Below are 21,108 nucleotides of genomic sequence, written 5' to 3'. Positions count from 1 at the left end.
CGCTTTGTTTTGGAACTCAATGAGGACTTCTCATGCGGCTCAACGCTCTCAGGCATCTTGCGGTGCTGGCTTTCTCCCTTCTCGCCGTGCCGGTTCTGGCTGCCGAGATTACCGATGTCACCGGTCGCAAAGTCGAACTGGACCTGCCGGCCAGACGCGTCATCGTCGGTGAGGCGCGCCAGGTGCATGTCATTGCCGCGCTCAAGGGCGACAAGACCTTCGACACCATTGTCGGCTGGCGTGACGATCTTCTCAAGAAGGACCCCGACAGCTACGCCGCCTATGTCGAGCGTTTTCCGCAGATCGAGAAACTGCCGCGCTTCGGTTATGTGCCGCAGGGCGATTTCAGCCTGGAAACGGCCATCACCCTTTCGCCCGATGTGATCACCCTCAATCTGGAAGCGGAGAAATCCGCCAAGGAGAGCGGTTTCGAAGAAAAGGCCGCTGCCGCAGGCATCAAGATCATCTATCTCGATTTCCGCATCGATCCTGAAAAGAACAGCGAAGCCTCGGTCGAAATTCTCGGCAAACTCTTCGGCGCCGAAGAGCGGGCGAAGGAATTCATCGCCTATCGCCGCGCCGAAATCGCCCGCGTGACCGACCGGCTCGCCAGCGTCAAGGGCCTGAAGCGCCCGAACGTCTTCATTGAACGCGCGCCCGGCATTTCCGGCGAAAACAATTGCTGCCGCACTTTCGGACCCGTCAATTTCGGCGCGATGGTCGATCTCGCCGGCGGCCACAACATTGCCGACGGCATCATCAAGACGACCTTCGGCGATCTCAATCCCGAACAGCTCGTCGTTGCCGATCCGGACCACGTCATCGTCACCGGTTCCAATTGGGCTGCCGAATCCGACATCAACCAGTTCGTTCCGGTCGGACGCGGGGCGGATATGGCTCTCTCGCGTGAGCGACTGGCCAACCTTATGAAGCGCACGCCGTTTCCGGAACTGAAGGCCGTGAAGCAAGGCAATGTCCATGCCGTCTGGCACCAGTTCTATGGCGCGCCCTACGAATTCTTCCCGATCCAGCAATTCGCCAAGTGGTTCCATCCCGATCTCTTCGCCGATCTCGATCCGGAAAAGAATTTTGAGGAGTTTCACCGCAAATTCCTCCCCGTCACCTACAAGCCGGGCTATTTCGCCTCGCTCGAAAAAGGTTTGAACCAATGAGTTCGCTGAATGAAAGCGCGGTTGGCATCAGTGGGCGCGATCAATATCGCGCCCTTGCCGCGCGCAGGATAATCATCCTCTTCGGGCTTTTTATCGCGCTGTGTTTCAGCATGGCCGCCGACATGGCGCTCGGTCCGGCGCGCTATACGCTCTCCGAGGTTCTGGCGACGATTGCCGATCCGGCCGCCGTCGGAAACCAGCTTCGGGTGGTGATCTGGGATATTCGCATGCCGATCGCGCTGATGGCGGTGACCGTCGGAGCGTCGCTTTCGGTTGCGGGGGCGCAGATGCAGACCATCCTGTCGAACCCGCTCGCCAGCCCCTTCACGCTCGGCATTTCGGCGGCGGCAAGTTTCGGTGCGGCGCTGGCGCTGGTTGGCGGCGTGGCGATCTTTCCGGGCGCGGTGCATTACATGGTGCCGATCAACGCCTTCATCATGGCCATGGTAGCGGCTCTGTTCATCCATTTCGCCTCGACGCTTCGCGGGGTGACGGTCGAAACCATCGTGCTGCTCGGCATTGCACTGGTGTTCACCTTCAATGCGGCGCTGTCGCTGCTCGAATATCTCGCTTCCGAACAGGCGCTTGCCGCCGTGGTTTTCTGGACCATGGGCAGCCTGACGAAGGCGACCTGGGACAAGGTCTATATCACCGCCGCCATCCTCCTCGTCACCGTGCCGCTGTTCATGCGCAATGCCTGGGCGCTGACGGCGCTGAGGCTCGGCGACGACAAGGCGGCCAGCATGGGCATCAATGTCCGGCGGCTGCGGTTGACGACCATGCTGACGGTCAGCCTGCTGGCGGCCATTCCGGTTTCTTTTGTCGGCACAATCGGTTTCGTCGGGCTGGTCGGTCCGCACATCGCCCGCATGGTGGTGGGTGAGGACCAGCGGTTCTTCCTGCCCGGCTCGGTGATCTGCGGTGCGCTGCTTCTGTCGGCAACCTCGGTCATCAGCAAGATTCTCATTCCCGGCGCTATTCTGCCTATCGGCGTCATCACGGCGCTCGTCGGCGTTCCGTTCTTCTTCGCGCTTATTTTCGGCAACAGGAGGCGCGCATGGTAGCGCTCGCACTGAAAGATGTCGGCGCCGCCTATGGGCGCATCACGGTTCTCTCCAAGGTCGGCATCGATACTCTGGAAAGCGGCAGTGTGACGGCGGTGATCGGCCCGAACGCCGCCGGCAAGTCCACGCTTTTCAAGCGCATCGCCAGCCTGATTTCCGGCCCCGGACTGGTCGAGCTCTCCGATACGGCTCGCGGCAACCGCGCCATCTGCTACATGCCGCAGGATACCGGCGCCAATGCCGTTCTGACCGTTTACGAATCCGTGCTTCTTTCCGCCAAGCAGGGCGGCGGCTGGCGGGTCCATGACGATGAGCTGTTCGAGATCGACGCCATTCTCAAGGCGCTGAAAATCCATGACCTTGCTTTCCGCGGGCTTGGCGAATTGTCGGGCGGTCAGCGGCAGCTTGTTTCGCTGGCGCAGGCGCTGGCGCGCAAGCCGGAAGTGCTGCTGATGGACGAGCCGACCTCCGCGCTCGATCTTCACCGGCAGATCGAGGTTCTGGGTTTCGTCACCGATCTGGCGCAGAAGACCGGCATGATCGTGCTGATCGCCCTGCATGACCTCAACCATGCGCTTCGTTATTGCGCCAATACGATGGTTATCGCGCGTGGTGAAATGGTGGTGAGCGGTAGCACGGAGGCGGTTATAACCCCGGAGATGCTGCGCGATATCTATCGCATCGATGCCCGTATCGAGCCCTGCTCGCAGGGCAGACCGATGGTCATTGTCGACGGGGCCATCTGACAGGTCAAGACCCGGCCGCGCTTGCTGCCGGGTCCGCTCGATGTGGCCTGCACAAATTCTTGATGATAATAGTCATGAAATATCTGTTCGATCCACGGTTTGGATGCTAGAGCTTTGAGCGGCAGAACTGCGCGGCCATTCGGGGGCGGCAGGTTTCGTCGATCCTTGAAATTTCTCTCGGTTGAGACATGGGCATACGGGAAGATGACAAGCGTTATAACGCTTACGTCGCGCATAGGGTCGACCTGATCAAATACGCCACCCTCATTCTGGGGTCGCGGGCGGATGCGGAGGACGTGGTTCAGGAAGCATTCCTGAAATTCGTTCCCGAGGCCTCCGGCAATCCTTCCAACCTCAAATCCTATCTGTTTCGCATCGTTCGCAATCTTGCGCTCGACAATCGCCGGCGCAGCCGCCAGGACCTTCGGGAACGGCCGGACGATACGCCTTTCTGGGGTGTGCCGCAGGACAATGGTACGCCGGAGGAGCATGCCCTTTTCTGCGACGAAGTCCGGCAGATGCGGACTATTTTGGCCGGCCTGCCGGTTCAGGCAAGGGTGGCATTGGAAATGCACAGATTCGGTGGTTACAATATGGAAGAGATTGCGCGTCACCTTGGCGTGTCCGTAGCCAGCGCACATCGTCTGATCAAGGGCAGCATTGCCGCGATTACCAAAGAAATGAAGTAAAATAGTCCTGATTGTCCCGCCTGTGAAAAAAATCTCTTCCTCAAACGTCTTTATAGCAATGCAGAAGACGACGCTTCTCCTCCGCCCCGCAAAGGAACTGGCCCGGTTCAATGACCATTGATCCAGAGAAAAAAATTGAATTGCCGGCCGGTAAGGCGGAGGAGGCGGCCGACTGGCTGCTGCGCTTGCAGTCTGGCTCGGCGGAACCGCGGCTGAAGGCGGAATTCGAGCAATGGCTGGCGGCAGCGCCGGCAAACCGTCTCGCCTGGGAACGAACATGCAAGACGTGGCGCAATCTCGGCTTGGTGGAGCCGGAATTCAAGAACCTCTGGGAAGATGCGCCGCATCTGCCCGGCAAGACCGTGACAAAGCCGCAGCGGCGGCGCTGGTCCGTGCGGCACTATGCCGGCGCGGCCGTGGCGGCTGCGTCCCTCTGTCTTGCGGTGCTGTTCGTTCCGGCATTTTTCGTTCGCCTGGAGGCGGACTATCAGACCACCACTGCCGAAAGCCGCACGATCACCCTCGAAGATGGCAGCAAAGTGCAGCTTGCCGCCGCGAGTGCGCTTTCAACGAATTTCACGAATGGCCGCCGCAATGTGACGGTGCTAAAGGGGGAAGCCTTTTTCGACGTCGTGCCGGACAAAGCGCGTCCCTTCGTCGTGGAGGCAAAAAACGTGACCGTTCAGGTGTTGGGCACGGCTTTCGACGTCGACCTGACGGATGGCGTAACCCAGGTGGCGCTGGCGCACGGTTCCGTGGAGGCGTCTTTCCGCAATGCACCGCCAACGCGGCTGGTGCCGGGCGAGATGCTGATTGTCGACGCTTCCGGCGCGATCCGCAAAGAGACTGTTTCCGTCGAGGATATTGGCGGCTGGCGCAATGGCGAACTCTATGTAGTCGATGCGACGATAGGCTCGGTCGTGGAGCAGATCCAGCGCTACCACCCGGCATGGCTGACGATGGCCGACAAGCGGCTTGCCGAGCAGAGGGTGACAGGGTTTTACGATCTGCGCGACCCGGATCGCGCGCTGGAAGCCCTGGTGGAACCCTACAAGGGCAAGGTGCATGCGATTGGCGGCAGCGCCCGCATCATCACCCGCTTCTGAAACATTCCGAAACAAAAAATCATATTTATTTTCAGTAATTTATAAAATTTCTTCCGAAAGCCTGAAAAAAATCGACGAGGCAATCGTCTTTTTGTTGAGTAATCCGGTCAAGATATATCCGGAGCGAAAGACAGGAAGACAAAAGCAATATGCGCCTCCAGACATGCAAGACCGGTTCAGGGGAAAAAGCAGCAAAGCAGGCTCGCAGGGCCGTGCTGCTGGCGACAACGGCGGTCGCCGTTTCATTCGCGACGCCCGTTCTGGCCCAGACCGGAGCTGACACCGCCAATTCCCAGCGTCCAGGCGGCGAGCAGGGGGCGACGCGGCCGTTCAACATTCCCGCCCAGTCGCTGTCATCGGTCGTGGGTGCTTTCGGGCGGCAATCCGGCCTTCAGGTCACGCTTGCCACGCCCGCGGCCGGAAATGTGCGCACCAATGCCGTCACCGGCAGTTTCACGGTGCGGGAGGCGCTGTCACGGTTGCTGGCGGGAACGGGCGTCAATTTCCGTATCGCCGGCAATGGCAGAACCGTCGTCATCGGCACGGGGCAATCGACCGTCGATCTTTCCGCGGCGGAGGGTACGACGGTTCTGGAAACCATTACCCTGACCGGCAAGACCGGGCGCAACTCCATTGCCGGTTCCGGTTATCAGGGGACACCCGACTGGGTTTATGAAACGCCCGCCAGCGTCAGCGTGGTCGGCCGTGAGGCGATCCAGTCGGCGGGCGTGCGCAACACGCGCGATGTTTTCAACCGAGTTTCCGGTGTTTATGCTGGTGAGGGCAATGGCAGCTTCCCAACCGTTTCGCCGAATGTGCGCGGTTTGCAGGAAAGCGGCCGCGTGGTCGTCTCCATCGACGGGGCGCGGCAGAATGCGCAGCGTGGTGCGGCCTTCGGCGGCGCCACGAGCTACACCGCAAGCGCCGGGCAGGGTTATGTGGATGTCGCTTTCATCCGTGCCGTCGAGATCGAGAAAATAACCAATGCGCGCTCAGGCAATGCCGGCTCTCTGGGCGGCAAGGTCGAGTTCCGAACCGTCAGCGCCGACGATCTCATCGCCGAGGGTGAAAACAAGGGCGGGGAAGCGAATATTTCCCGCGGCACCAATGGTTATGATTTTCAGGGCTCGGTTCTTGGCGCCGTTCGCTCGCCGGATGGCCCCCTTTCCTTCGTCGCCGGCTACAGCCGCACGATCATGGATGAATACAAGGTCGGCACAAAAGGCGAGGCCCGCAGCACCGCGCTGACAATGAAGGACTTGCTCGGCCGCGACGGCTGGTCGACCTTTTTCAAGGGCGAAGGCGACTTCGGCGACGTGAAGGCTTCGCTTTCCTGGATGCATCAGGAGAATGACTTCGTTCAGGGCGCATCTGAGTTGATCGACCGGGAAAGCGTGCGAAACGACAGCGTCGTCGCGAAGCTTGACTGGGACCCGGAGAGCGAATTCATCGACTTCAAGTCGTCGCTGTGGCTGAACGATAATATGACGCATGAACTGCGTGCGGCGCGCAAATATGCGGTGGAGACGAACCTCGACATGGGTCTGCGCAGCTTCGGGGGCAGCCTGGAAAATACCAGCCGCTTTGACACGGTGGCGGGTGCGCTCAGTCTGAACTATGGGGCCGAAGCTTTCCGGGACATTGCCACATCCGTCGCGACAAGCGCCAAAATCGCGGAAAATCCCTCCTTCGCCAGCAGCTACACGTCATTCAGCCCTGCCGGGCGACGCGATGTCGCCAGCCTGTTCCTGAATGGTGAGCTTGAGCCGGCCGATTGGATCACGCTGAGTGGCGGCGTGCGTTACGACTGGTCGCGTCTCAAGGGATCGGCGACCTATTATAGCGTTCGCGATTACACGGTGACCACGACCGTACCCTGCGATGCGATCCGCAATCACTATACGGCTCTCGATTATTTCAATCAGGTCTTCGCCCCGGCCAACCCGAGCTGGGCGGCGCGTTATGCCCTCTATCTTGCGCGTGTCTGGCCCACGACCTCGGCCAACTGCATGCCGGGCACCGGTACAACCACGAATACGCCGGTCACCGAATATCCCTCGCATGAAGTCGATATCGATCGCACCTACAGCGCCTGGCTGCCCTCCGCCACCATCGAGCTGAAACCCGTCGACTGGTTCCGCCCCTATGTGAGCTATTCCCAGAGCCTGCGTCCGCCGACAATTCTCGAGGCATTTTTCGCCGGTGCGCGTCCGGGCGATAGCCCCGGATACGAATACGCTCCGAACCAGGCCCTGCGTGCCGAAAAGGCGACGACCTATGAAATCGGCGCGAATATGAGCTTCGACGGCGTGCTGCTGGACGACGATTCCATTCGCATCAAAATGGCTGCCTTTCGTCGCGAGGTGAAGGACTATATCGCGCTCGGTTATCTCGTTACGGATCAGGTTCTCGACCGCACCTATACCAGCTTCGTCAATCTGGACGGCACGACCTATATGCGCGGGCTTGAGTTCGAGGGCAATTACGATGCCCGCAGTTTCTGGATCGGCGGCTCGGCAACATTTCTGAAAACAGAATGGCCTGAAAAGACACAGGTTTTTTCCAACGGTACGACCACCACAACCGGTGAAATCGTTGCCTGGCCGGGCGACGTCGCGCCCAAGGTGAAGCTGACGCTCGATGGCGGCATGCGTTTCTTCGATGAAAAATTCTCGCTGGGCGCAAGGCTCAACCACGTTACGCCGACGCAGTCGCGCACGCTGGATACGGAAGGCAATCTGCGCGAGGTGACCGATCCCTACACGACGGTGGATCTCTACGGTTCCTATGCCTTCAACGACAAGGCCACGCTTCGCTTCGCCGTCAACAACCTGACGGACCGCAAATACATCCCGGCAGCAAGCGCCTACACGGCGCCGGGCCGCACCTTTATCGCGACGATGAACGTGAAGTTCTGAACCGTGGAAGAAATTCTCCGGGCTGGGTTGCAGCCCGTCCCGGAGATGAAACGCCTTCGCCACAGGACGAAGGTATCGATATTGGCCAGTAAAGGAGTACACCTATGGCTACCACAATTCAACTGACGCAGTCTTCCTCCGATCTGATCGGCTACCTCAACGGTTGGACGAGCGGTTTCGGTTCGACCTATGGTGCGTTCTACGACGCTCAGACCAGCTCTCTCGCCACCACCACCATCGATCCGAACACGACCTATGAGGCGTGGGGCGATGGCAGCACCGGCGGCAAGGGCATCGTCATGAGCGGCGCTCTGCAGTACTCCCAGGGCAACCTGACGGGTTCGGTCGACAGCATCGTTCTGGGCACCGGCTACAGCCAGTCCACCAGCGGCATCGCCGTCAGCCAGCAGGAACTGCTGATCGATCCCGACAGCGCCTATTCGCTCGCCGGTGCTCGCGATCTTCTCGATCTTGCCGTCTACCAGCTTGCCCGCTTCGGTTCGTTGGCCGGCTTCTATGATTACTTTGCCGCCACCGGCACGGTGATCGAGGATACGACGGCCTCCAATACCCTGACCGGTTTTGCCGGCGCAGACACCTTCGTATTCTCTGGCGGCAACGATGTCGTACAGGCCGGCCCGACCGGAACCTACGGCTATCAGGACGGCACGGATACGCTCGATGTCTCCGCCTGGGGCGCAACTTCGGTGGACGATTTGTTGTGGTATAATGATAACGGAAATGCCGTTATCCTTTCTGCCACAGACACGTCCGTCTCCGTCACACTGAATGGCGTCGATGCAAATGTGCTCGACGCATCGGACTTCATTTTCGCCAGCGCATCGGCGCTTGCCGCGTAAAGGAAAATCAGGCTGTGGGCTTTCAAAACCACCAGCAGACACCGCCGCAGTCCCTCACTGCGGCGGTTGTTTCGCCCCTTAAAAGCACGTTTCTAGGCGTTGCGCTCGTCAGCGGCGTGGTCAATATACTCGCGCTCACGTCGCCGCTCTTCATGCTGCAGGTTTATGACCGGGTTCTGGCAAGCGGCAGCCTGCCGACGCTGGTCGGGCTCGCCCTTCTCGCGCTTGGCCTTTACGGCTTCCAGTGCCTGCTCGATATCATCCGCGCCCGCGTTCTGATCCGCATCGGTGAAGATTTCGACATGCGTTATTCCGGCAGGGTGCATGATGCGGTGGTGCGCCTGCCGCTCGTCAACCGCATGCCGGGCGACGGTCTTCAGCCGCTGCGCGATCTCGACAATGTGCGCGGTTTTCTCTCCGGCACCGGGCCGACGGCCTTTTTCGATCTGCCGTGGATGCCGCTTTATCTCGGCATATGTTTTCTGTTTCATTTCTGGATCGGCGTGACGGCGCTTGCCGGCGCGATATTGCTTGTCTCCCTGACGATCCTCACCAACATCTTCTCGCAGAAGCCGATCCGCGACACCATGGTCGAGAATATGGCCCGCAACCGGCAACTGGAGGCCTCGCGCCGCAATGCCGAAGTCGTGCAGGCCATGGGGCTTGGCGGCCGGCTCGGAAAACGCTGGCAAAATTCCAACGAGGCCTATCTTGCCGCCAACCGCAAGGCCGGAGATGTGGCCGGCGGTCTCGGCAATATCGCGAAGTCTTTGCGGGTCGTGCTGCAATCGGCCATTCTGGCGGTCGGCGCTTGGCTGGTCCTCAATCAGGAGGCCTCCGGCGGCGTGATGATCGCCAGTTCGATCATGATGGGCCGGGCGCTCGCGCCCGTCGATCTCGCCATTTCCAACTGGAAGTCCTTCGTGGCTGCCCGGCAGAGCTGGGCGCGGCTGAGGGAGCTTTTTGCACAGATGCCGGCCAATGCCGCCGCCATGGCCCTGCCGAAGCCTGAAAAGGAACTGCGGGTCGAAAACGTCACCATCGTCCCGCCGGGGGAAAGAAAACCGACCGTCACCGGGCTTGGCTTCATCGTGACCGCCGGAAACGCGCTCGGCGTCATCGGCCCCTCCGGCTCGGGCAAATCCACGCTCGCGCGCATTCTCACCGGCGCGTGGATGCCGGCGGCCGGCAAGGTGCGGCTGGACGGTGCAAGTTTCGAGCAGTGGGACCGTGAGGCGCTGGGTCGCCATATCGGCTATCTGCCGCAGGGCGTGGAGCTGTTCGATGGCACGATCGGTGAAAATATCTCCCGTTTCGAGGATAATCCCGATCCTGACGCCATCATCGCGGCGGCCAGGGCTGCGGGTGCGCATGAACTGATCCTGCGTTTCGAAAAGGGTTATGACAGCGATATCGGCGAGGCGGGTTCGGCGCTTTCCGCCGGGCAGCGCCAGCGCATCGGCCTTGCCCGCGCGCTATACCGCGATCCCTTCATCGTGGTGCTGGACGAACCCAACGCCAATCTCGATGCGGAAGGCGAATCCGCCGTGGTTAAGGCGATTGCCTCGGTGAAGGCGCGGGGCGGTATTGCCGTCGTCGTCGCCCACCGGCCGAGCGCCATCGGTGCTGTCGATTTCATTCTGATGATGGAAGAGGGGCGGATGAAGGCCTTCGGCCCGCGTGACGAGGTTCTGTCGAAGGTACTGCGCGTTCCGCAAGCGCAGGCGGTAAAGGGATTTACCGCATCCGCCCAGACGATCTCGCCGCTGCGCGTCGTCGCCAATACCCAACCTCAGGCGTTGGTGCTGGAAGACGTCCGTGAAGAGAACAGCCAGGAAGGAGATGCGGATGTCAAACATTGATCAGCGCAGCCATGTGTCCCGCTCCATCCGCAAACATCTTGTTGCCGGCCTTGCTGCGGGTGTGGCGCTGCTGGCCGGCGTCGGCGGATGGGCTGCGACGACCAATCTTGCCGGCGCGGTTGTCGCCTCCGGCCATCTGGTGGTGGATTCCTACAGCAAGAAGGTGCAGCACCCAAGCGGTGGTGTCGTCGGTGAAATTCTGGTGAATGAGGGCGACAGGGTAAAGGCCGGCGACGTGGTCATGCGCCTTGATGCGACCCAGACCCGCGCCAATCTCGCCATCGTGACCAAGCGTCTGGATGAGCTGAATGCGCGCATGGCAAGGCTGGAGGCCGAGCGCGACGATCTGCCGGAACTCATTTTTCCGCAGGCGCTGATGGCGCGAAAAGACGATGCCGATGTCGCCTCCGCCATGCGCAGCGAGACCAAGCTGTTCGAATTCCGCAAATCCTATCGCGAAGGGCGCAAAGCACAGCTTTCCGAGCGCATCACCCAGTTCGAACATGAGATCGAAGGGCTGAAGGCGCAGGAAGTCGCCTATGATAACGGCCTTGCCGTGCTGGAGGCTGAAATCACCTCGCAGAAATCCCTGCGCGAACAGGGTATCGTTTCGGTGCAGAGGCTGAACAGCCTGCAGACACAGGCTGCGACATTCGGCGGCGAGCGCGGCGAAAAAATCGCCTATCAGGCGCAGACGGCAGGGCGCATCACCGAGACCAGGCTGCAAATCCTGCAGATCGACCAGGAATTGCGCACCGAGGTCGGGCGGGAGCTGCGGGAGATACAGGCGCAGATGGGCGAATTCGTCGAGCGCAAGGTTGCCGCCGAAGACGAGCTTAAGCGCATCGATATCGTCGCGCCGCAATCCGGCATGGTGCATGAAATGGCCGTGCATACGGTGGGTGGCGTGGTGACGCCTGCAGATCCGATCATGCTCATCGTGCCTGACGGAGACGAGCTGGCGCTGGAGGTGCAGATCGTGCCGAAGGATATCGATCAGCTTCGGGTGGGGCAAAAGGCCATGCTGCGCATGACCGCCTTCAACCAGCGCGTCACGCCGGAACTGGAAGGCCATGTCAGCCGCATCGCGGCGGATATCACCACCGATCAGCGCAGCGGCCTCTCCTATTATCTGGCGCGGATTTCCGTGCCGGTTTCCGAGCGGCAGAAGCTGAATAATGCGCCGCTGGTGCCGGGCATGCCGGCCGAGGCGTTCATTCAGACAAGCGAAAGGACGGCGCTGTCCTATATCGCCAAGCCGCTGACCGACCAGATCAGCCGCGCTTTCCGGGAAGAGTAGGAATCTGGGCCCGGTTTCCGGGCTCTATCCACCTTCGCCAAAACGGAAGGCGGCAAAGCCCTTCGTCTTTGTCGGGATCGCCCAGACGCCGCCCGAAAATGGTGCTTTCGCCAGCCGGTCTTCGGACATGTTGTGTCGGTGTGACGTCAGGAAAAGGAGGCTGAAATCAGGTCCTCCGAAGCACGGCATGGTGGGGTGCGGCACAGGGGTCGCAATCACATCCGCATGCTTGCCATCAGGTGTGAAAACGTTCAACAGGCCGGCGGAAACGCCCGCGCTGTAATAGGTGCCGCTGCTGTCGAGACAGCCGCCATCGGGTCTTCCCGTCTCTTCCGTCATCCGGGCCACCAGCACGCCCTCATCGAATGTGCCGGTCCTGCTGTCGAATTTTCGCCGGCGTATCCATTTCTGGACGGAATCGCTCTGCCACATGATGGAGCCGTCCGGGGAAAAGGCGAGGCCGTTCGGGCATGTCAGGCCGGTCTGCATGCGCTCGGCGCTTTTTTCGGTGATCCGCCAAAGTTCACCATGGGGCTCCATGTCCGTGAGTGGCACATTATGCATGGTTCCCACCCAGAAGGCGCCGTCGGGGCCGATCCGTCCGTCATTCAGCCGGCAGGGAATGCCGTCCGGTGACGGGAGGGAGTGGAGAAGGCGTGTTTCGCCGCTCTCCGGATTGAGGATGACGATATCCATGCCGCAGGCGACGATGAGATCGCCGTTCCGACAGAGACCGAGACTCGAGACCGTATGGGGAAACGCCCATTCGCGATAAAGTCCGGGCTCGAGCGCTGCGGACCGCACCGTCCTGCCGAGTATATCGCACCAGAAAAGCACCTGTCGCCGCTCATCCCAGACAGGGGATTCCGCAAGCGTGCTCATCGTGTCGCACAGAAGTTTCGCCTGCGACATGGCAAGCGCTTTTTCGGGATTTGCCGTATTCATGATGCTCGAACCGTTGAAGATGATGGCACGGAATTATTCGAAATAGTCCTGATGGTTCTCGAAAACCTGCGAAAGAATGCCGAGGACGCGTCTCAGGTGCTTGCGCAAACCATCGGTCGCACGGGCTTCGTCCCCGGCCTTGATCGCATCGTAAACCGCTTCATGTTCGGAGAGCAGCCGCGCCATATGCGCCTCGTCGGTGATGGCGAGCGCGCGCAGGCGGTCCAGCCCCGCCTTCTCGCGGATCAACAGCGTCTCCAGCCTCTCAAGCCCCGTCGCGGCGGCAAGCGCGCTGTGGAACTGGTCGTCATGCACGCGAAAAGCCTTTCTGTCTCCGCGGTGCATGGCTGCGCGCTGGCCGGTGAGGGCGTGTTCGATCTCCTGCTCGGCCTCCGCCGTTATGCCGATCTGGCACAGCCTGCAAACCGCAGCGACCTCCAGCGCCTCGCGGATGAACTGCGCGCTGCGAATGTGCTTTTCCGATAATCTGGAGACATAGGTGCCGCGGCTGGGCAGGGTGACGATCAGGCCGTCATCCCGCAGGCGGCTCAGTGCTTCGCGCACTGGCGTTCGACTGGAATTGAACAATTGGCCGATTTCGTTTTCCGAAACCGCCTGGCCGGGAAAAAGCTCCCGGGAAAGGATGGCCGATTTCAGCGCGGAATAGATCTGGTCCACGACCGGACGATTAAGGTCCAGTCGCTCCATTGTCGGCACGGTGCCACCTGTTACGGGAATTTTCGGCATATACCCTCCAGCGTTTTCATAACCGGTATACCGGAACACAAGTCTGTTGACAACCGGCATACCGGTATGCAAATGATTGCGCATGGGAAGGAGGCTCCCGAAATGCAAAATATCAAGACCTGCGTCATCGTTGGCGCTGGAATGGTGGCGAAGACGCATGTGCTCGCCTGTGCGGCAAGTCCGGAAAAAATTCGCCTGAAGGGTTTAGTCGATGGCGGCTCCGGCCGCGCCAGCGCGCTGGCCGCCGAAGCATCGAAACATACCGGATATGAGGTCGTCGTTTATTCCTCGGTCGAGGAAGCCGCACGCGATGCGGATGTCGATTTCGCCATCGTCGCAACGCCGCCGAATGCCCGCGTCGATATCGTCGGGCAGCTCGCAAAGGCGGGCAAACACATTCTGATGGAAAAGCCCGTCGCCCGTAACACGCAGGAGGCCGGCGGCCTTGTCGCCCTCTGTCGTGACGCCGGCGTCACGCTCGGCATCATCTTCCAGCACCGCATGCGGGCTGCATCGCAAAAAGCCCGTGAGCTTGTGGACGGCGGGACGCTCGGAGCGCTCGGTCTCTGCGAAATTTCCGTGCCGTGGTGGCGCGCGCAATCCTATTATGATGAACCCGGCCGCGGCACACTCGCACGCGACGGCGGCGGTGTTCTGATCTCCCAGGCAATCCACACCATCGATCTGGCGCTGAGCCTTGCCGGGCCGGTCTCGCGCGTTCAGGCCATGGCGGCGACGACGCGTTTTCATCGCATGGAAACCGAAGATTACGTCGCGGCCGGCCTGCGCTTCAAGAATGGCGCTGTCGGCTCGCTGGTGGCAAGCACCGCAAGTTTCCCCGGTGCTCCGGAATCGATTGTCCTGCATTTCGACAATGCCAGCCTGCGGCTCGCCTCGGGCCTCCTGCATGTCGACTGGCGCGATGGCCGGCAGGAGACCTTTGGCGGCGCGGCATCCGGCACGGGTGGCGGCGCCGACCCCATGGCTTTTACGCATGAATGGCATCAGGGCGTTTTCGAAGATTTCGCAGACGCCATCTCCTCAGGGCGCCCCCCGGTCGTCACCGGTGAAGCGGCTCTTTTGTCTCACAGATTGATCGACGCGATCATCAACTCGGCCGACACCGGCAAGGAAGTGGAACTGCAGGATGACTAAAGCAATCAAGTTCGTCGCTCTCGGCATAGAGCACCGGCACATTTTCGGCATGGCCCAGAACATGCTGGATGCCGGCGCGGAATTCGCCGGCTGGTGGACCGAAGGCGAGCCAGACGTGGTGGAAGGCTTCGTCAAGCGCTTCCCGGATGTGCCGCGCGCGGCCTCCAAGGAAGCTCTGCTGGCCGAGGGCAGCATCGATCTCGTGCTGATCGCCGATATTCCCTCCAAGCGCGCCGATCTCGCCATCGCCGCCATGGAAGCCGGCAAGGATGTCATGTCCGACAAGCCGGGCTGCACCACCTTCGAACAGCTCGATCGCCTTCGCCAGACTGTGGCGAAGACCAAGCGCATCTGGACCGTCGATTTCTCCGAGCGTTTTGAAGTTCCGAGCGTGACCAAGGCCGCTGAACTCGTTGCGCAGGGTGCGATTGGCCGTGTAATCCAGACCGTCGGCCTCGGCCCGCATCGTCTGAACCGCCAGATCCGTCCGAAGTGGTTCTTCGAGCGTGAAGCTTACGGCGGCATCATCACCGATATCGCCAGCCACCAGATCGACCAGTTCATGTTCTTCACCGGCTCGACCGAAGTGGAGATCGTAGCCGCCACCGTTGCCAACTATGCCAACCCGCGCGATCCGGGCCTGCAGGATTTCGGCGAAGTGGTGCTGCGCGGCGACAAGGGTCACGGCTATATCCGCGTCGACTGGTACACGCCCGATGCGCTGCCGACTTGGGGAGATGGCCGCCTGACGATCCTCGGCACCGAGGGCTACATCGAGCTGCGTAAATATGTCGATGTCGGCAACAAGGAAGGCACCGACCGTCTCATTCTCGTGAATGGCGACCGCTGCGAATATATCGACGCCTCCGGTGCCGGCCTGCCCTATTTCGGCCGCCTGTGCGACGACATCCGCAACCGCACCGAAACGGCGATGACGCAGGAGCATGTGTTCAAGGTATGCGACCTGTCGCTGCAGGCGCAGGCCAAGGCCGAAGGAGCAAAGGCATGATCGGCGTCGCAATCGTTGGTGCCGGCATCGGCGCCCTGCATCTGAAGGGTTATCAGGCGTTGCCGGAGCGCTTCTCCGTCAAGGCTATCTGCGACCTCGATCTGGAGCGCGCGCGCTCCGTGGCGGGCGAGGATACGTCCATTCGCCTGACGACCGATCTCGATGAGATTCTGGCCGATGAGAGCATCCAGCTCATCGACGTCTGCCTGCCGCCGCACCTGCATTTCCCCGTGACGCTGAAGGCGCATGCGGCGGGCAAGGATGTGGTCTGCGAAAAGCCGCTCGTCCGCTCGCTTGAAGAGGCAAATGCGCTGATCGATTCCGTCAAGAAGACCGGCCGTGGCGTGTTTCCCGTCTTCCAGTACCGTTTCGGACATGCGATGCGGCAGCTTCGCGCGCTCATCGATGCCGGCCTTGCGGGCAAGGCCTTTGTCGCGAGTTCGGAAGTTCACTGGAACCGTGGCGCCAGCTATTACGACATTCCGTGGCGCGGTACGTGGAAGGGCGAATGCGGCGGCGCGATCCTCGGCCATGCCATTCATGCCCATGATCTTCTCTGCCACGTTCTCGGCCCGGTCGACGAAGTGTTCGCCATGGCCGATACGCGCGTCAACACGATCGAAACCGAAGACTGCGCGGCGCTCAGCTTCCGCATGAAAAGCGGTGCGCTGGCGACCAGCTCGGTGACGCTCGGTGCCGCCGAAGATACGTCCCGACTCCGCTTCTGCTTCGAAGGCTTCACCGCCGAGAGCGGCACGCTGCCTTATCGCCCGGCCGAAGACGCATGGCGTTTCATCGCCCGTGCACCGACCACGCAGGACCAGATCGACGCCGTTCTGGCGACGGTCGCCGATGGCGAAAACGGCTTTGCCGGTTTTGTCGAAGCCATTGCCGACGCGATGGAAGGACGCGGCGGTAAGGAAGTGACTGTGAACGATGGCTTGCAGTCCATCGAACTCGTCACCGCCATCTACCGCTCGGTGCGAGAAGGAAAGCCGGTCCGCCTGTCCGACGCCGCAGAAGGCGAATGGGTCAAGGGCTGGGCTCCGCGCGCATCCGCCAACGCATAATCATCTAAGGGAGGAAAAGAGATGATCGGTAAATACAGCATGGCATTGGCGCTCGCCATTGGCGCGGCGTCCTTTGCAGGCGCCGCCCAGGCGGCTGAGGAAGTGCGCTTCACCTGCGCTTATGACGGTAACGGCTGCGAAATTCTGAAAGATATTCTCGCGCGTTACGAAAAGCAGCATCCGGACGTGAAGATCGTCACTGACGTCGTGCCCTACAAGGCGCTGCTGGAAGGCCTGCCCGTTCAGCTCGCCGGCGGCAGCGGCCCTGATTTCGCAACCGTGACCGACCTTGGTGGTCTGAACCGCTATTATCTCGATCTCACGCCCTATGTGGACGCGAAATACTGGGAAGACAATTTCTCCAACGTGCTGAAATGGTATCGCAGCGGCCCTGACGACAAGGGCATCTACGGCATGCATACCCAGCTCACCATCACCGGCGCCTTCATCAACCGCACCCTGTTCGATCAGGCCAATGTCGCCGTACCCGGCAAGGATGCGACGCTGGATGACTGGGCGAAGGCTGCCAATGCCGTCGCCAAGGCAACCGGCACGCCTTACCCGATGGCCATCGACCGTTCCGGCCACCGCATTGCCGGTCCGGCCATTTCCTATGGCGCGAAGATTTTCGATGGTGATGGTAAGCCCATTCTCGTCGATGAAGGCTTCACGACTTTCGTGAAGAAATTCGTGGAGTGGAACAAGGACGGCACCATGGCGCGCGACGTCTGGGCCGGCCAGGGCGGCAATACCTATCGCGATGCCGCGCAGGAATTCATCAACGGCCAGCTCGTCTATTATTACTCGGGCAGCTGGCAGACCGCGCGTTTCGACAGCCAGGTCGGCGATGCGTTCGACTGGGAAGTCGTGCCGCAGCCCTGCGGCGGCGCTGCCTGCACCGGCATGCCGGGCGGTACCGGCGTTGTCGGCTTCAAGCAGACCAAGAACCCGAAGATCGTTGCCGACATCCTGAATTTCCTCGCTCAGGACGAGAATTATCTCGACTTCACCGTGCGCACCCGCAACGTTCCGGCCCACAAGGCCGTGGCTGACAAGGGCGTGACCTATACGGGTGCGACGCCTGCGACGCAGAAGGCCATGAACGCCTGGCTGGACCAGATCCCCGGCCTCAGCCCGATTGCCTACACCTATCAGGGTTACAAGAACAATCGCGCCATGTTCAACATCTCCGTCCAGCGCATCACGCAGGCCATCGTCGGTGAAAGCACCGTCGATGAGGCGATGGCCCGCGCGAAGACGGACCTCGAGGAAGCGTTGAAACAGGCGAAGTGATCCATCGCCTTCCGGTGCGGCGCATGCCGCGCCGCGCCGGATCGAAGGAGGACCCTCATGTATAAATTTCTTGCGCCCGTCATGGGCATCGTCGAACTGCCCTTTGCCTTCCTGCAGAAGGTTTTAGGCCACCGGCGGATCGCCTGGGTGTTTCTTACACCCAACCTGATCCTGTTTGCGGTCTTCGCCTTTCTGCCGATCGTGCTGAACATGGCCTATTCCGTGACCGGCAGCGAACACATATTGCTTTCCGAACGCCCTTCGGTGGGCGGTGAAAACTTTTCGGTCCTTCTTTCCTGTCAGAACTACCTCGACCCCAATTCCTGTCAGCGCGACCTGTTCTGGCGCTCGGTCTGGAACACGGTTTTCTTCGTCGTACTGCAGGTGGGTTTCATGGTCGGCTTCTCGCTAATCACGGCCATCGTGCTCAATCGCGATATCCGGGCGCGCGGGTTCTTCCGTGCCGTCTTCTTCTTCCCCGTGCTGCTGTCGCCCGTGGTTGTGGCCTTGATCTGGAAGTGGATTCTCCAGCGTTTCGGCGTTCTCAACGCAGCGATGGAGGGTCTGGGCCTCGGTTCGGTCGACTGGTTGCTCGAAGCCAATCTTGCCTTCGGCTGGTCGGTCTTCCTGTCGGTCTGGGCGCATATGGGCTTTTACACGCTCATTCTTCTGGCCGGGCTCCAGGCGATCCCGCGCGATGTCTATGAGGCGGCGCAGCTCGACAAGGCGAGCCCTTGGCGCATCTTCCGGCGCATCACGCTGCCGCTGCTTGCGCCTACCATGCTCGTCGTTCTCGTCCTGTCGCTCATCAAGGGCGTGCAGACCTTCGATGAAGTCTTTGCCTTCACGGGCGGCGGCCCGGGCTCGGCGACCACCTTCATCATTCAGTTCATCTATCAGACCGGCTTTGCCGGGACGCCCCGCAATTTCGGCCTTGCGGCTGCCGCTTCACTGCTGCTCGCCGTGGTGCTCGTGGTGCTGACCGCCCTGCAATTCCGGGCAAACAGGAGCAAGGTCGATGGCTAGGATTGGCGCATTTCTGACCCGTACGCGCGGCCGAAACGGCAAGCTGCACTGGACCGACTGGCTGTCTTACGCTTATCTCGGCGTGGCGGTGCTGATGATGTTCGGTCCCGTCGTCTGGCTCGTGCTCTCTTCGTTCAAGACGGAAGCCGATCTCCAGCGCTTTCCGCCACGTCTTCTGCCCTATACGCAGGAAACCGTGGTGGTGGATGGGCAGGCAGCGCCGCTGCCGGCCTATGTCGACAAGGACGGCCGCAAGTTCGGCATGGTCCGCCGCATCGGTCTCGTGGCCCAGGTGGTTGACCCGGCCAAGCCAACCGAAGTCCTGAAGATGCCGTTCAACGAACTGAAACCGGCTGAAAAGGTGGCGCTGGCGACTGAAAACTACACCGAGCTTTTCCAGCGCTTCAATTTCCCGCTCTATTTCTGGAACTCGACCTTCATCACGGTGACGTCCACCATCATTATGCTGATCGTCAATTCCATGGCCGCCTTCGCGCTCTCGAAATACCAGTTCAAGGGCAGGGGCGTGGTGCTTGCGCTGGTTGTCGGCACGCTGATGATCCCACAGACCGTCGTGCTGGTGCCGCTGTTTCTCATCACCAGCCAGCTGGGCATGATCAACAGTCTCTGGGGCGTCATCATTCCCGGCGCTGCGACACCCACAGGCGTCTTCCTGCTGCGGCAATATATGCTGACGATCCCGGATGAAATCCTCGATGCCGCCCGCATGGACAAGGCGAGCGAGTGGAAAATCTACTGGCGCATCATCCTGCCGCTTTCGGCTCCGGCGCTTGCCGTTCTTGCGATCCTTGCGATCATGTGGCGCTGGAACGACTTCCTCTGGCCGCTGATCGTGCTGACCCGCAACGACAACTTCACCCTGCAGCTGGCGCTCAACTCCTTCCAGGGGGAGATGACGACGGAATGGAGCAATCTTCTGGCCATGACGGTGCTGACACTCGCCCCGATCGCGCTGGTCTTCATGTTCCTGCAAAAATACATCGCCACCGGCATTGCATCGACGGGCGGCAAATAATCCTCAGGGAGGAAACACGACAATGGCAAGTATAGAGCTTCGTCAGGTCAAAAAGACATATGGTGCCCTCGATGTGATCAAGGGTGTCGATCTCGATATCAAACACGGCGAATTCTGTGTTTTCGTCGGTCCTTCCGGCTGCGGCAAGTCGACCCTGCTGCGCATGATCTCCGGTCTCGAGGAGTTGAGCGGCGGCGATATCGTCATCGGCGGTGATGTGGTCAACACGGTGCCGGCCGCAGATCGCGGCCTTGCCATGGTGTTCCAGTCCTATGCCCTTTATCCGCATATGACGGTGCGTGAAAACCTGTCCTTCGGGCTTGAGAACATCGGCACCTCCAAAAAGGACATTGCCGAGAAGATCTCCCAGGTTTCCAAGATGCTACAGATCGACCAGCTTCTCGAGCGTCGTCCGAAGGACCTGTCGGGCGGTCAGCGCCAGCGCGTCGCCATCGGCCGCGCGGTGGTGCGTGAGCCGCGCGTGTTCCTTTTCGATGAGCCGCTTTCCAACCTCGATGCGGAACTGCGCGTCGACATGCGCGGTGAGATTTCCAGCCTGCACCGGCGTCTCGGCAACACCATGATCTATGTGACGCACGATCAGGTGGAAGCCATGACCATGGCCGACAAGATCGCCGTTCTGCGCGCCGGCAAGCTGGAGCAATTCGGTGTGCCGCTCGATCTTTATAACCGTCCGGCCAATCTCTTTGTGGCAGGCTTCATCGGTTCGCCGAAGATGAATTTCTTTGCCGGCGAAGTGACCTCGGATGCAACGCCGTTCCTGAAGATCGCCACCGGCGAATTGATCCCGCTACCGCAGACCGGCTTTTCCTATAAGCCCGGCCAGAAGGTGACGCTCGGCGTCCGCCCGAACCATGTGCAGCCGGGTGAGGGCGGCGCGCTGACCATGTCGGTGCGCACCGCGGAACAGTTGGGCGGGGAATCCTATCTCTATGGTAATCTCGGTGATGGCACTCCGGTAACGCTGCATCTTTCCGGCCAGACCTCGACCTCGGCGGGAGAAGTTATCCGCCTGTCGGCGCCGCTGGAACATATCCATCTTTTCGATACGACGAGCGGGCTGACGCTCCGGCAGGACTGACAGCCTTT

Annotated in this window: 18 protein-coding genes; 16 read left to right on the top strand and 2 right to left on the bottom strand. The window is 60.8% G+C overall.

What is annotated here, in order from left to right; genetic code table 11:
• Nucleotides 1-32 precede the first annotated feature (32 nt).
• The 9 genes from ACQZ5N_RS05370 to ACQZ5N_RS05330 all read left to right on the top strand — a co-directional run bounded on the left by ACQZ5N_RS05370 (nt 33) and on the right by ACQZ5N_RS05330 (nt 11,717).
• The gene (locus ACQZ5N_RS05370) at nt 33-1,172 is read left to right on the top strand and encodes an ABC transporter substrate-binding protein (RefSeq protein WP_448732322.1); all 1,140 of its coding nucleotides are present in this window, start codon (nt 33-35) and stop codon (nt 1,170-1,172) included.
• Nucleotides 1,169-2,236, top strand: coding sequence for a FecCD family ABC transporter permease (locus ACQZ5N_RS05365; protein ID WP_020813248.1), 1,068 nt, complete (start codon nt 1,169-1,171; stop codon nt 2,234-2,236). Before ACQZ5N_RS05370 ends, ACQZ5N_RS05365 begins: the two co-directional genes overlap by 4 nt.
• Nucleotides 2,230-2,982 (top strand): ABC transporter ATP-binding protein, encoded by a 753-nt coding sequence (locus ACQZ5N_RS05360; protein WP_003524635.1) that lies wholly within the window; start codon nt 2,230-2,232, stop codon nt 2,980-2,982. The genes ACQZ5N_RS05365 and ACQZ5N_RS05360 overlap by 7 nt, the downstream gene beginning before the upstream one ends.
• A 188-nt stretch (nt 2,983-3,170) precedes the next feature.
• Nucleotides 3,171-3,671 carry an RNA polymerase sigma factor gene (locus ACQZ5N_RS05355; protein ID WP_003524633.1) on the top strand — a complete coding sequence of 167 codons (501 nt, stop codon included), beginning with the start codon at nt 3,171-3,173 and terminating at the stop codon, nt 3,669-3,671.
• A gap of 110 nt (nt 3,672-3,781) precedes the next feature.
• Entirely contained in the window at nt 3,782-4,777 is a 996-nt protein-coding gene (locus ACQZ5N_RS05350) for a FecR family protein (protein ID WP_448732321.1), read from the top strand.
• A gap of 149 nt (nt 4,778-4,926) precedes the next feature.
• Nucleotides 4,927-7,695 (top strand): TonB-dependent hemoglobin/transferrin/lactoferrin family receptor, encoded by a 2,769-nt coding sequence (locus ACQZ5N_RS05345; protein WP_448732320.1) that lies wholly within the window; start codon nt 4,927-4,929, stop codon nt 7,693-7,695.
• Between the two features lie 104 nt (nt 7,696-7,799).
• Nucleotides 7,800-8,555, top strand: coding sequence for a hypothetical protein (locus tag ACQZ5N_RS05340; RefSeq protein ID WP_448732319.1), 756 nt, complete (start codon nt 7,800-7,802; stop codon nt 8,553-8,555).
• Nucleotides 8,556-8,569: 14 nt separating this feature from the next.
• The gene (locus ACQZ5N_RS05335) at nt 8,570-10,417 is read left to right on the top strand and encodes a type I secretion system permease/ATPase (protein ID WP_448732318.1); all 1,848 of its coding nucleotides are present in this window, start codon (nt 8,570-8,572) and stop codon (nt 10,415-10,417) included.
• Nucleotides 10,404-11,717 (top strand): HlyD family type I secretion periplasmic adaptor subunit, encoded by a 1,314-nt coding sequence (locus ACQZ5N_RS05330; RefSeq protein ID WP_448732317.1) that lies wholly within the window; start codon nt 10,404-10,406, stop codon nt 11,715-11,717. Before ACQZ5N_RS05335 ends, ACQZ5N_RS05330 begins: the two co-directional genes overlap by 14 nt.
• A 24-nt stretch (nt 11,718-11,741) precedes the next feature.
• On the opposite strand, the gene ACQZ5N_RS05325 is transcribed toward ACQZ5N_RS05330, so the two are convergent.
• Together ACQZ5N_RS05325 and ACQZ5N_RS05320 are read right to left on the bottom strand one after the other, a co-directional pair.
• Nucleotides 11,742-12,662, bottom strand: a complete 921-nt coding sequence (locus tag ACQZ5N_RS05325; protein WP_448732316.1) for an SMP-30/gluconolactonase/LRE family protein — start codon at nt 12,660-12,662, stop codon at nt 11,742-11,744.
• Between the two features lie 33 nt (nt 12,663-12,695).
• Complete coding sequence (locus ACQZ5N_RS05320) at nt 12,696-13,409, bottom strand: GntR family transcriptional regulator (RefSeq protein WP_035240481.1); 714 nt, start codon at nt 13,407-13,409, stop codon at nt 12,696-12,698.
• 102 nt (nt 13,410-13,511) lie between these two features.
• Here ACQZ5N_RS05320 and ACQZ5N_RS05315 point away from each other — a divergent pair, with 102 nt between their 5' ends.
• The 7 genes from ACQZ5N_RS05315 to ACQZ5N_RS05285 are packed head-to-tail and all read left to right on the top strand — an operon-like array spanning nt 13,512 to nt 21,100.
• Nucleotides 13,512-14,564 carry a Gfo/Idh/MocA family protein gene (locus tag ACQZ5N_RS05315; protein WP_448732315.1) on the top strand — a complete coding sequence of 351 codons (1,053 nt, stop codon included), beginning with the start codon at nt 13,512-13,514 and terminating at the stop codon, nt 14,562-14,564.
• On the top strand, nt 14,557-15,573 hold the full coding sequence (locus ACQZ5N_RS05310; RefSeq protein WP_448732314.1) for a Gfo/Idh/MocA family protein: 1,017 nt from the start codon (nt 14,557-14,559) through the stop codon (nt 15,571-15,573). Before ACQZ5N_RS05315 ends, ACQZ5N_RS05310 begins: the two co-directional genes overlap by 8 nt.
• A complete protein-coding gene (locus ACQZ5N_RS05305; RefSeq protein ID WP_448732313.1) occupies nt 15,570-16,643 on the top strand; it encodes a Gfo/Idh/MocA family protein in 1,074 nt (357 codons plus the stop codon). The genes ACQZ5N_RS05310 and ACQZ5N_RS05305 overlap by 4 nt, the downstream gene beginning before the upstream one ends.
• Before the next feature lie 21 nt (nt 16,644-16,664).
• Entirely contained in the window at nt 16,665-17,936 is a 1,272-nt protein-coding gene (locus tag ACQZ5N_RS05300; protein WP_448732312.1) for an ABC transporter substrate-binding protein, read from the top strand.
• Nucleotides 17,937-17,993: 57 nt separating this feature from the next.
• Complete coding sequence (locus ACQZ5N_RS05295; protein WP_003524617.1) at nt 17,994-18,962, top strand: carbohydrate ABC transporter permease; 969 nt, start codon at nt 17,994-17,996, stop codon at nt 18,960-18,962.
• Entirely contained in the window at nt 18,955-19,998 is a 1,044-nt protein-coding gene (locus ACQZ5N_RS05290; protein ID WP_003524615.1) for a carbohydrate ABC transporter permease, read from the top strand. Before ACQZ5N_RS05295 ends, ACQZ5N_RS05290 begins: the two co-directional genes overlap by 8 nt.
• Before the next feature lie 22 nt (nt 19,999-20,020).
• On the top strand, nt 20,021-21,100 hold the full coding sequence (locus tag ACQZ5N_RS05285; protein ID WP_448732311.1) for an ABC transporter ATP-binding protein: 1,080 nt from the start codon (nt 20,021-20,023) through the stop codon (nt 21,098-21,100).
• The last annotated feature ends 8 nt before the right edge of the window (nt 21,101-21,108 follow it).

The organism is Agrobacterium sp. 22-221-1 (assembly GCF_053522445.1).
The sequence above is the reverse complement of the archived record's forward strand: the minus strand, read 5'-3'. Positions and strand labels throughout refer to the sequence as shown.

What these genes read in the sequence shown, in the direction of transcription:
- ACQZ5N_RS05370 (WP_448732322.1), top strand. Translation starts at nt 33, where the DNA reads ATGCGGCTCAACGCTCTCAGGCATCTTGCGGTGCTGGCTTTCTCCCTT.
- ACQZ5N_RS05365 (WP_020813248.1), top strand. Translation starts at nt 1,169, where the DNA reads ATGAGTTCGCTGAATGAAAGCGCGGTTGGCATCAGTGGGCGCGATCAA.
- ACQZ5N_RS05360 (WP_003524635.1), top strand. Translation starts at nt 2,230, where the DNA reads ATGGTAGCGCTCGCACTGAAAGATGTCGGCGCCGCCTATGGGCGCATC.
- ACQZ5N_RS05355 (WP_003524633.1), top strand. Translation starts at nt 3,171, where the DNA reads ATGGGCATACGGGAAGATGACAAGCGTTATAACGCTTACGTCGCGCAT.
- ACQZ5N_RS05350 (WP_448732321.1), top strand. Translation starts at nt 3,782, where the DNA reads ATGACCATTGATCCAGAGAAAAAAATTGAATTGCCGGCCGGTAAGGCG.
- ACQZ5N_RS05345 (WP_448732320.1), top strand. Translation starts at nt 4,927, where the DNA reads ATGCGCCTCCAGACATGCAAGACCGGTTCAGGGGAAAAAGCAGCAAAG.
- ACQZ5N_RS05340 (WP_448732319.1), top strand. Translation starts at nt 7,800, where the DNA reads ATGGCTACCACAATTCAACTGACGCAGTCTTCCTCCGATCTGATCGGC.
- ACQZ5N_RS05330 (WP_448732317.1), top strand. Translation starts at nt 10,404, where the DNA reads ATGTCAAACATTGATCAGCGCAGCCATGTGTCCCGCTCCATCCGCAAA.
- ACQZ5N_RS05325 (WP_448732316.1), bottom strand. Translation starts at nt 12,662, where the DNA reads ATGAATACGGCAAATCCCGAAAAAGCGCTTGCCATGTCGCAGGCGAAA.
- ACQZ5N_RS05320 (WP_035240481.1), bottom strand. Translation starts at nt 13,409, where the DNA reads ATGCCGAAAATTCCCGTAACAGGTGGCACCGTGCCGACAATGGAGCGA.
- ACQZ5N_RS05315 (WP_448732315.1), top strand. Translation starts at nt 13,512, where the DNA reads ATGCAAAATATCAAGACCTGCGTCATCGTTGGCGCTGGAATGGTGGCG.
- ACQZ5N_RS05310 (WP_448732314.1), top strand. Translation starts at nt 14,557, where the DNA reads ATGACTAAAGCAATCAAGTTCGTCGCTCTCGGCATAGAGCACCGGCAC.
- ACQZ5N_RS05305 (WP_448732313.1), top strand. Translation starts at nt 15,570, where the DNA reads ATGATCGGCGTCGCAATCGTTGGTGCCGGCATCGGCGCCCTGCATCTG.
- ACQZ5N_RS05300 (WP_448732312.1), top strand. Translation starts at nt 16,665, where the DNA reads ATGATCGGTAAATACAGCATGGCATTGGCGCTCGCCATTGGCGCGGCG.
- ACQZ5N_RS05295 (WP_003524617.1), top strand. Translation starts at nt 17,994, where the DNA reads ATGTATAAATTTCTTGCGCCCGTCATGGGCATCGTCGAACTGCCCTTT.
- ACQZ5N_RS05290 (WP_003524615.1), top strand. Translation starts at nt 18,955, where the DNA reads ATGGCTAGGATTGGCGCATTTCTGACCCGTACGCGCGGCCGAAACGGC.
- ACQZ5N_RS05285 (WP_448732311.1), top strand. Translation starts at nt 20,021, where the DNA reads ATGGCAAGTATAGAGCTTCGTCAGGTCAAAAAGACATATGGTGCCCTC.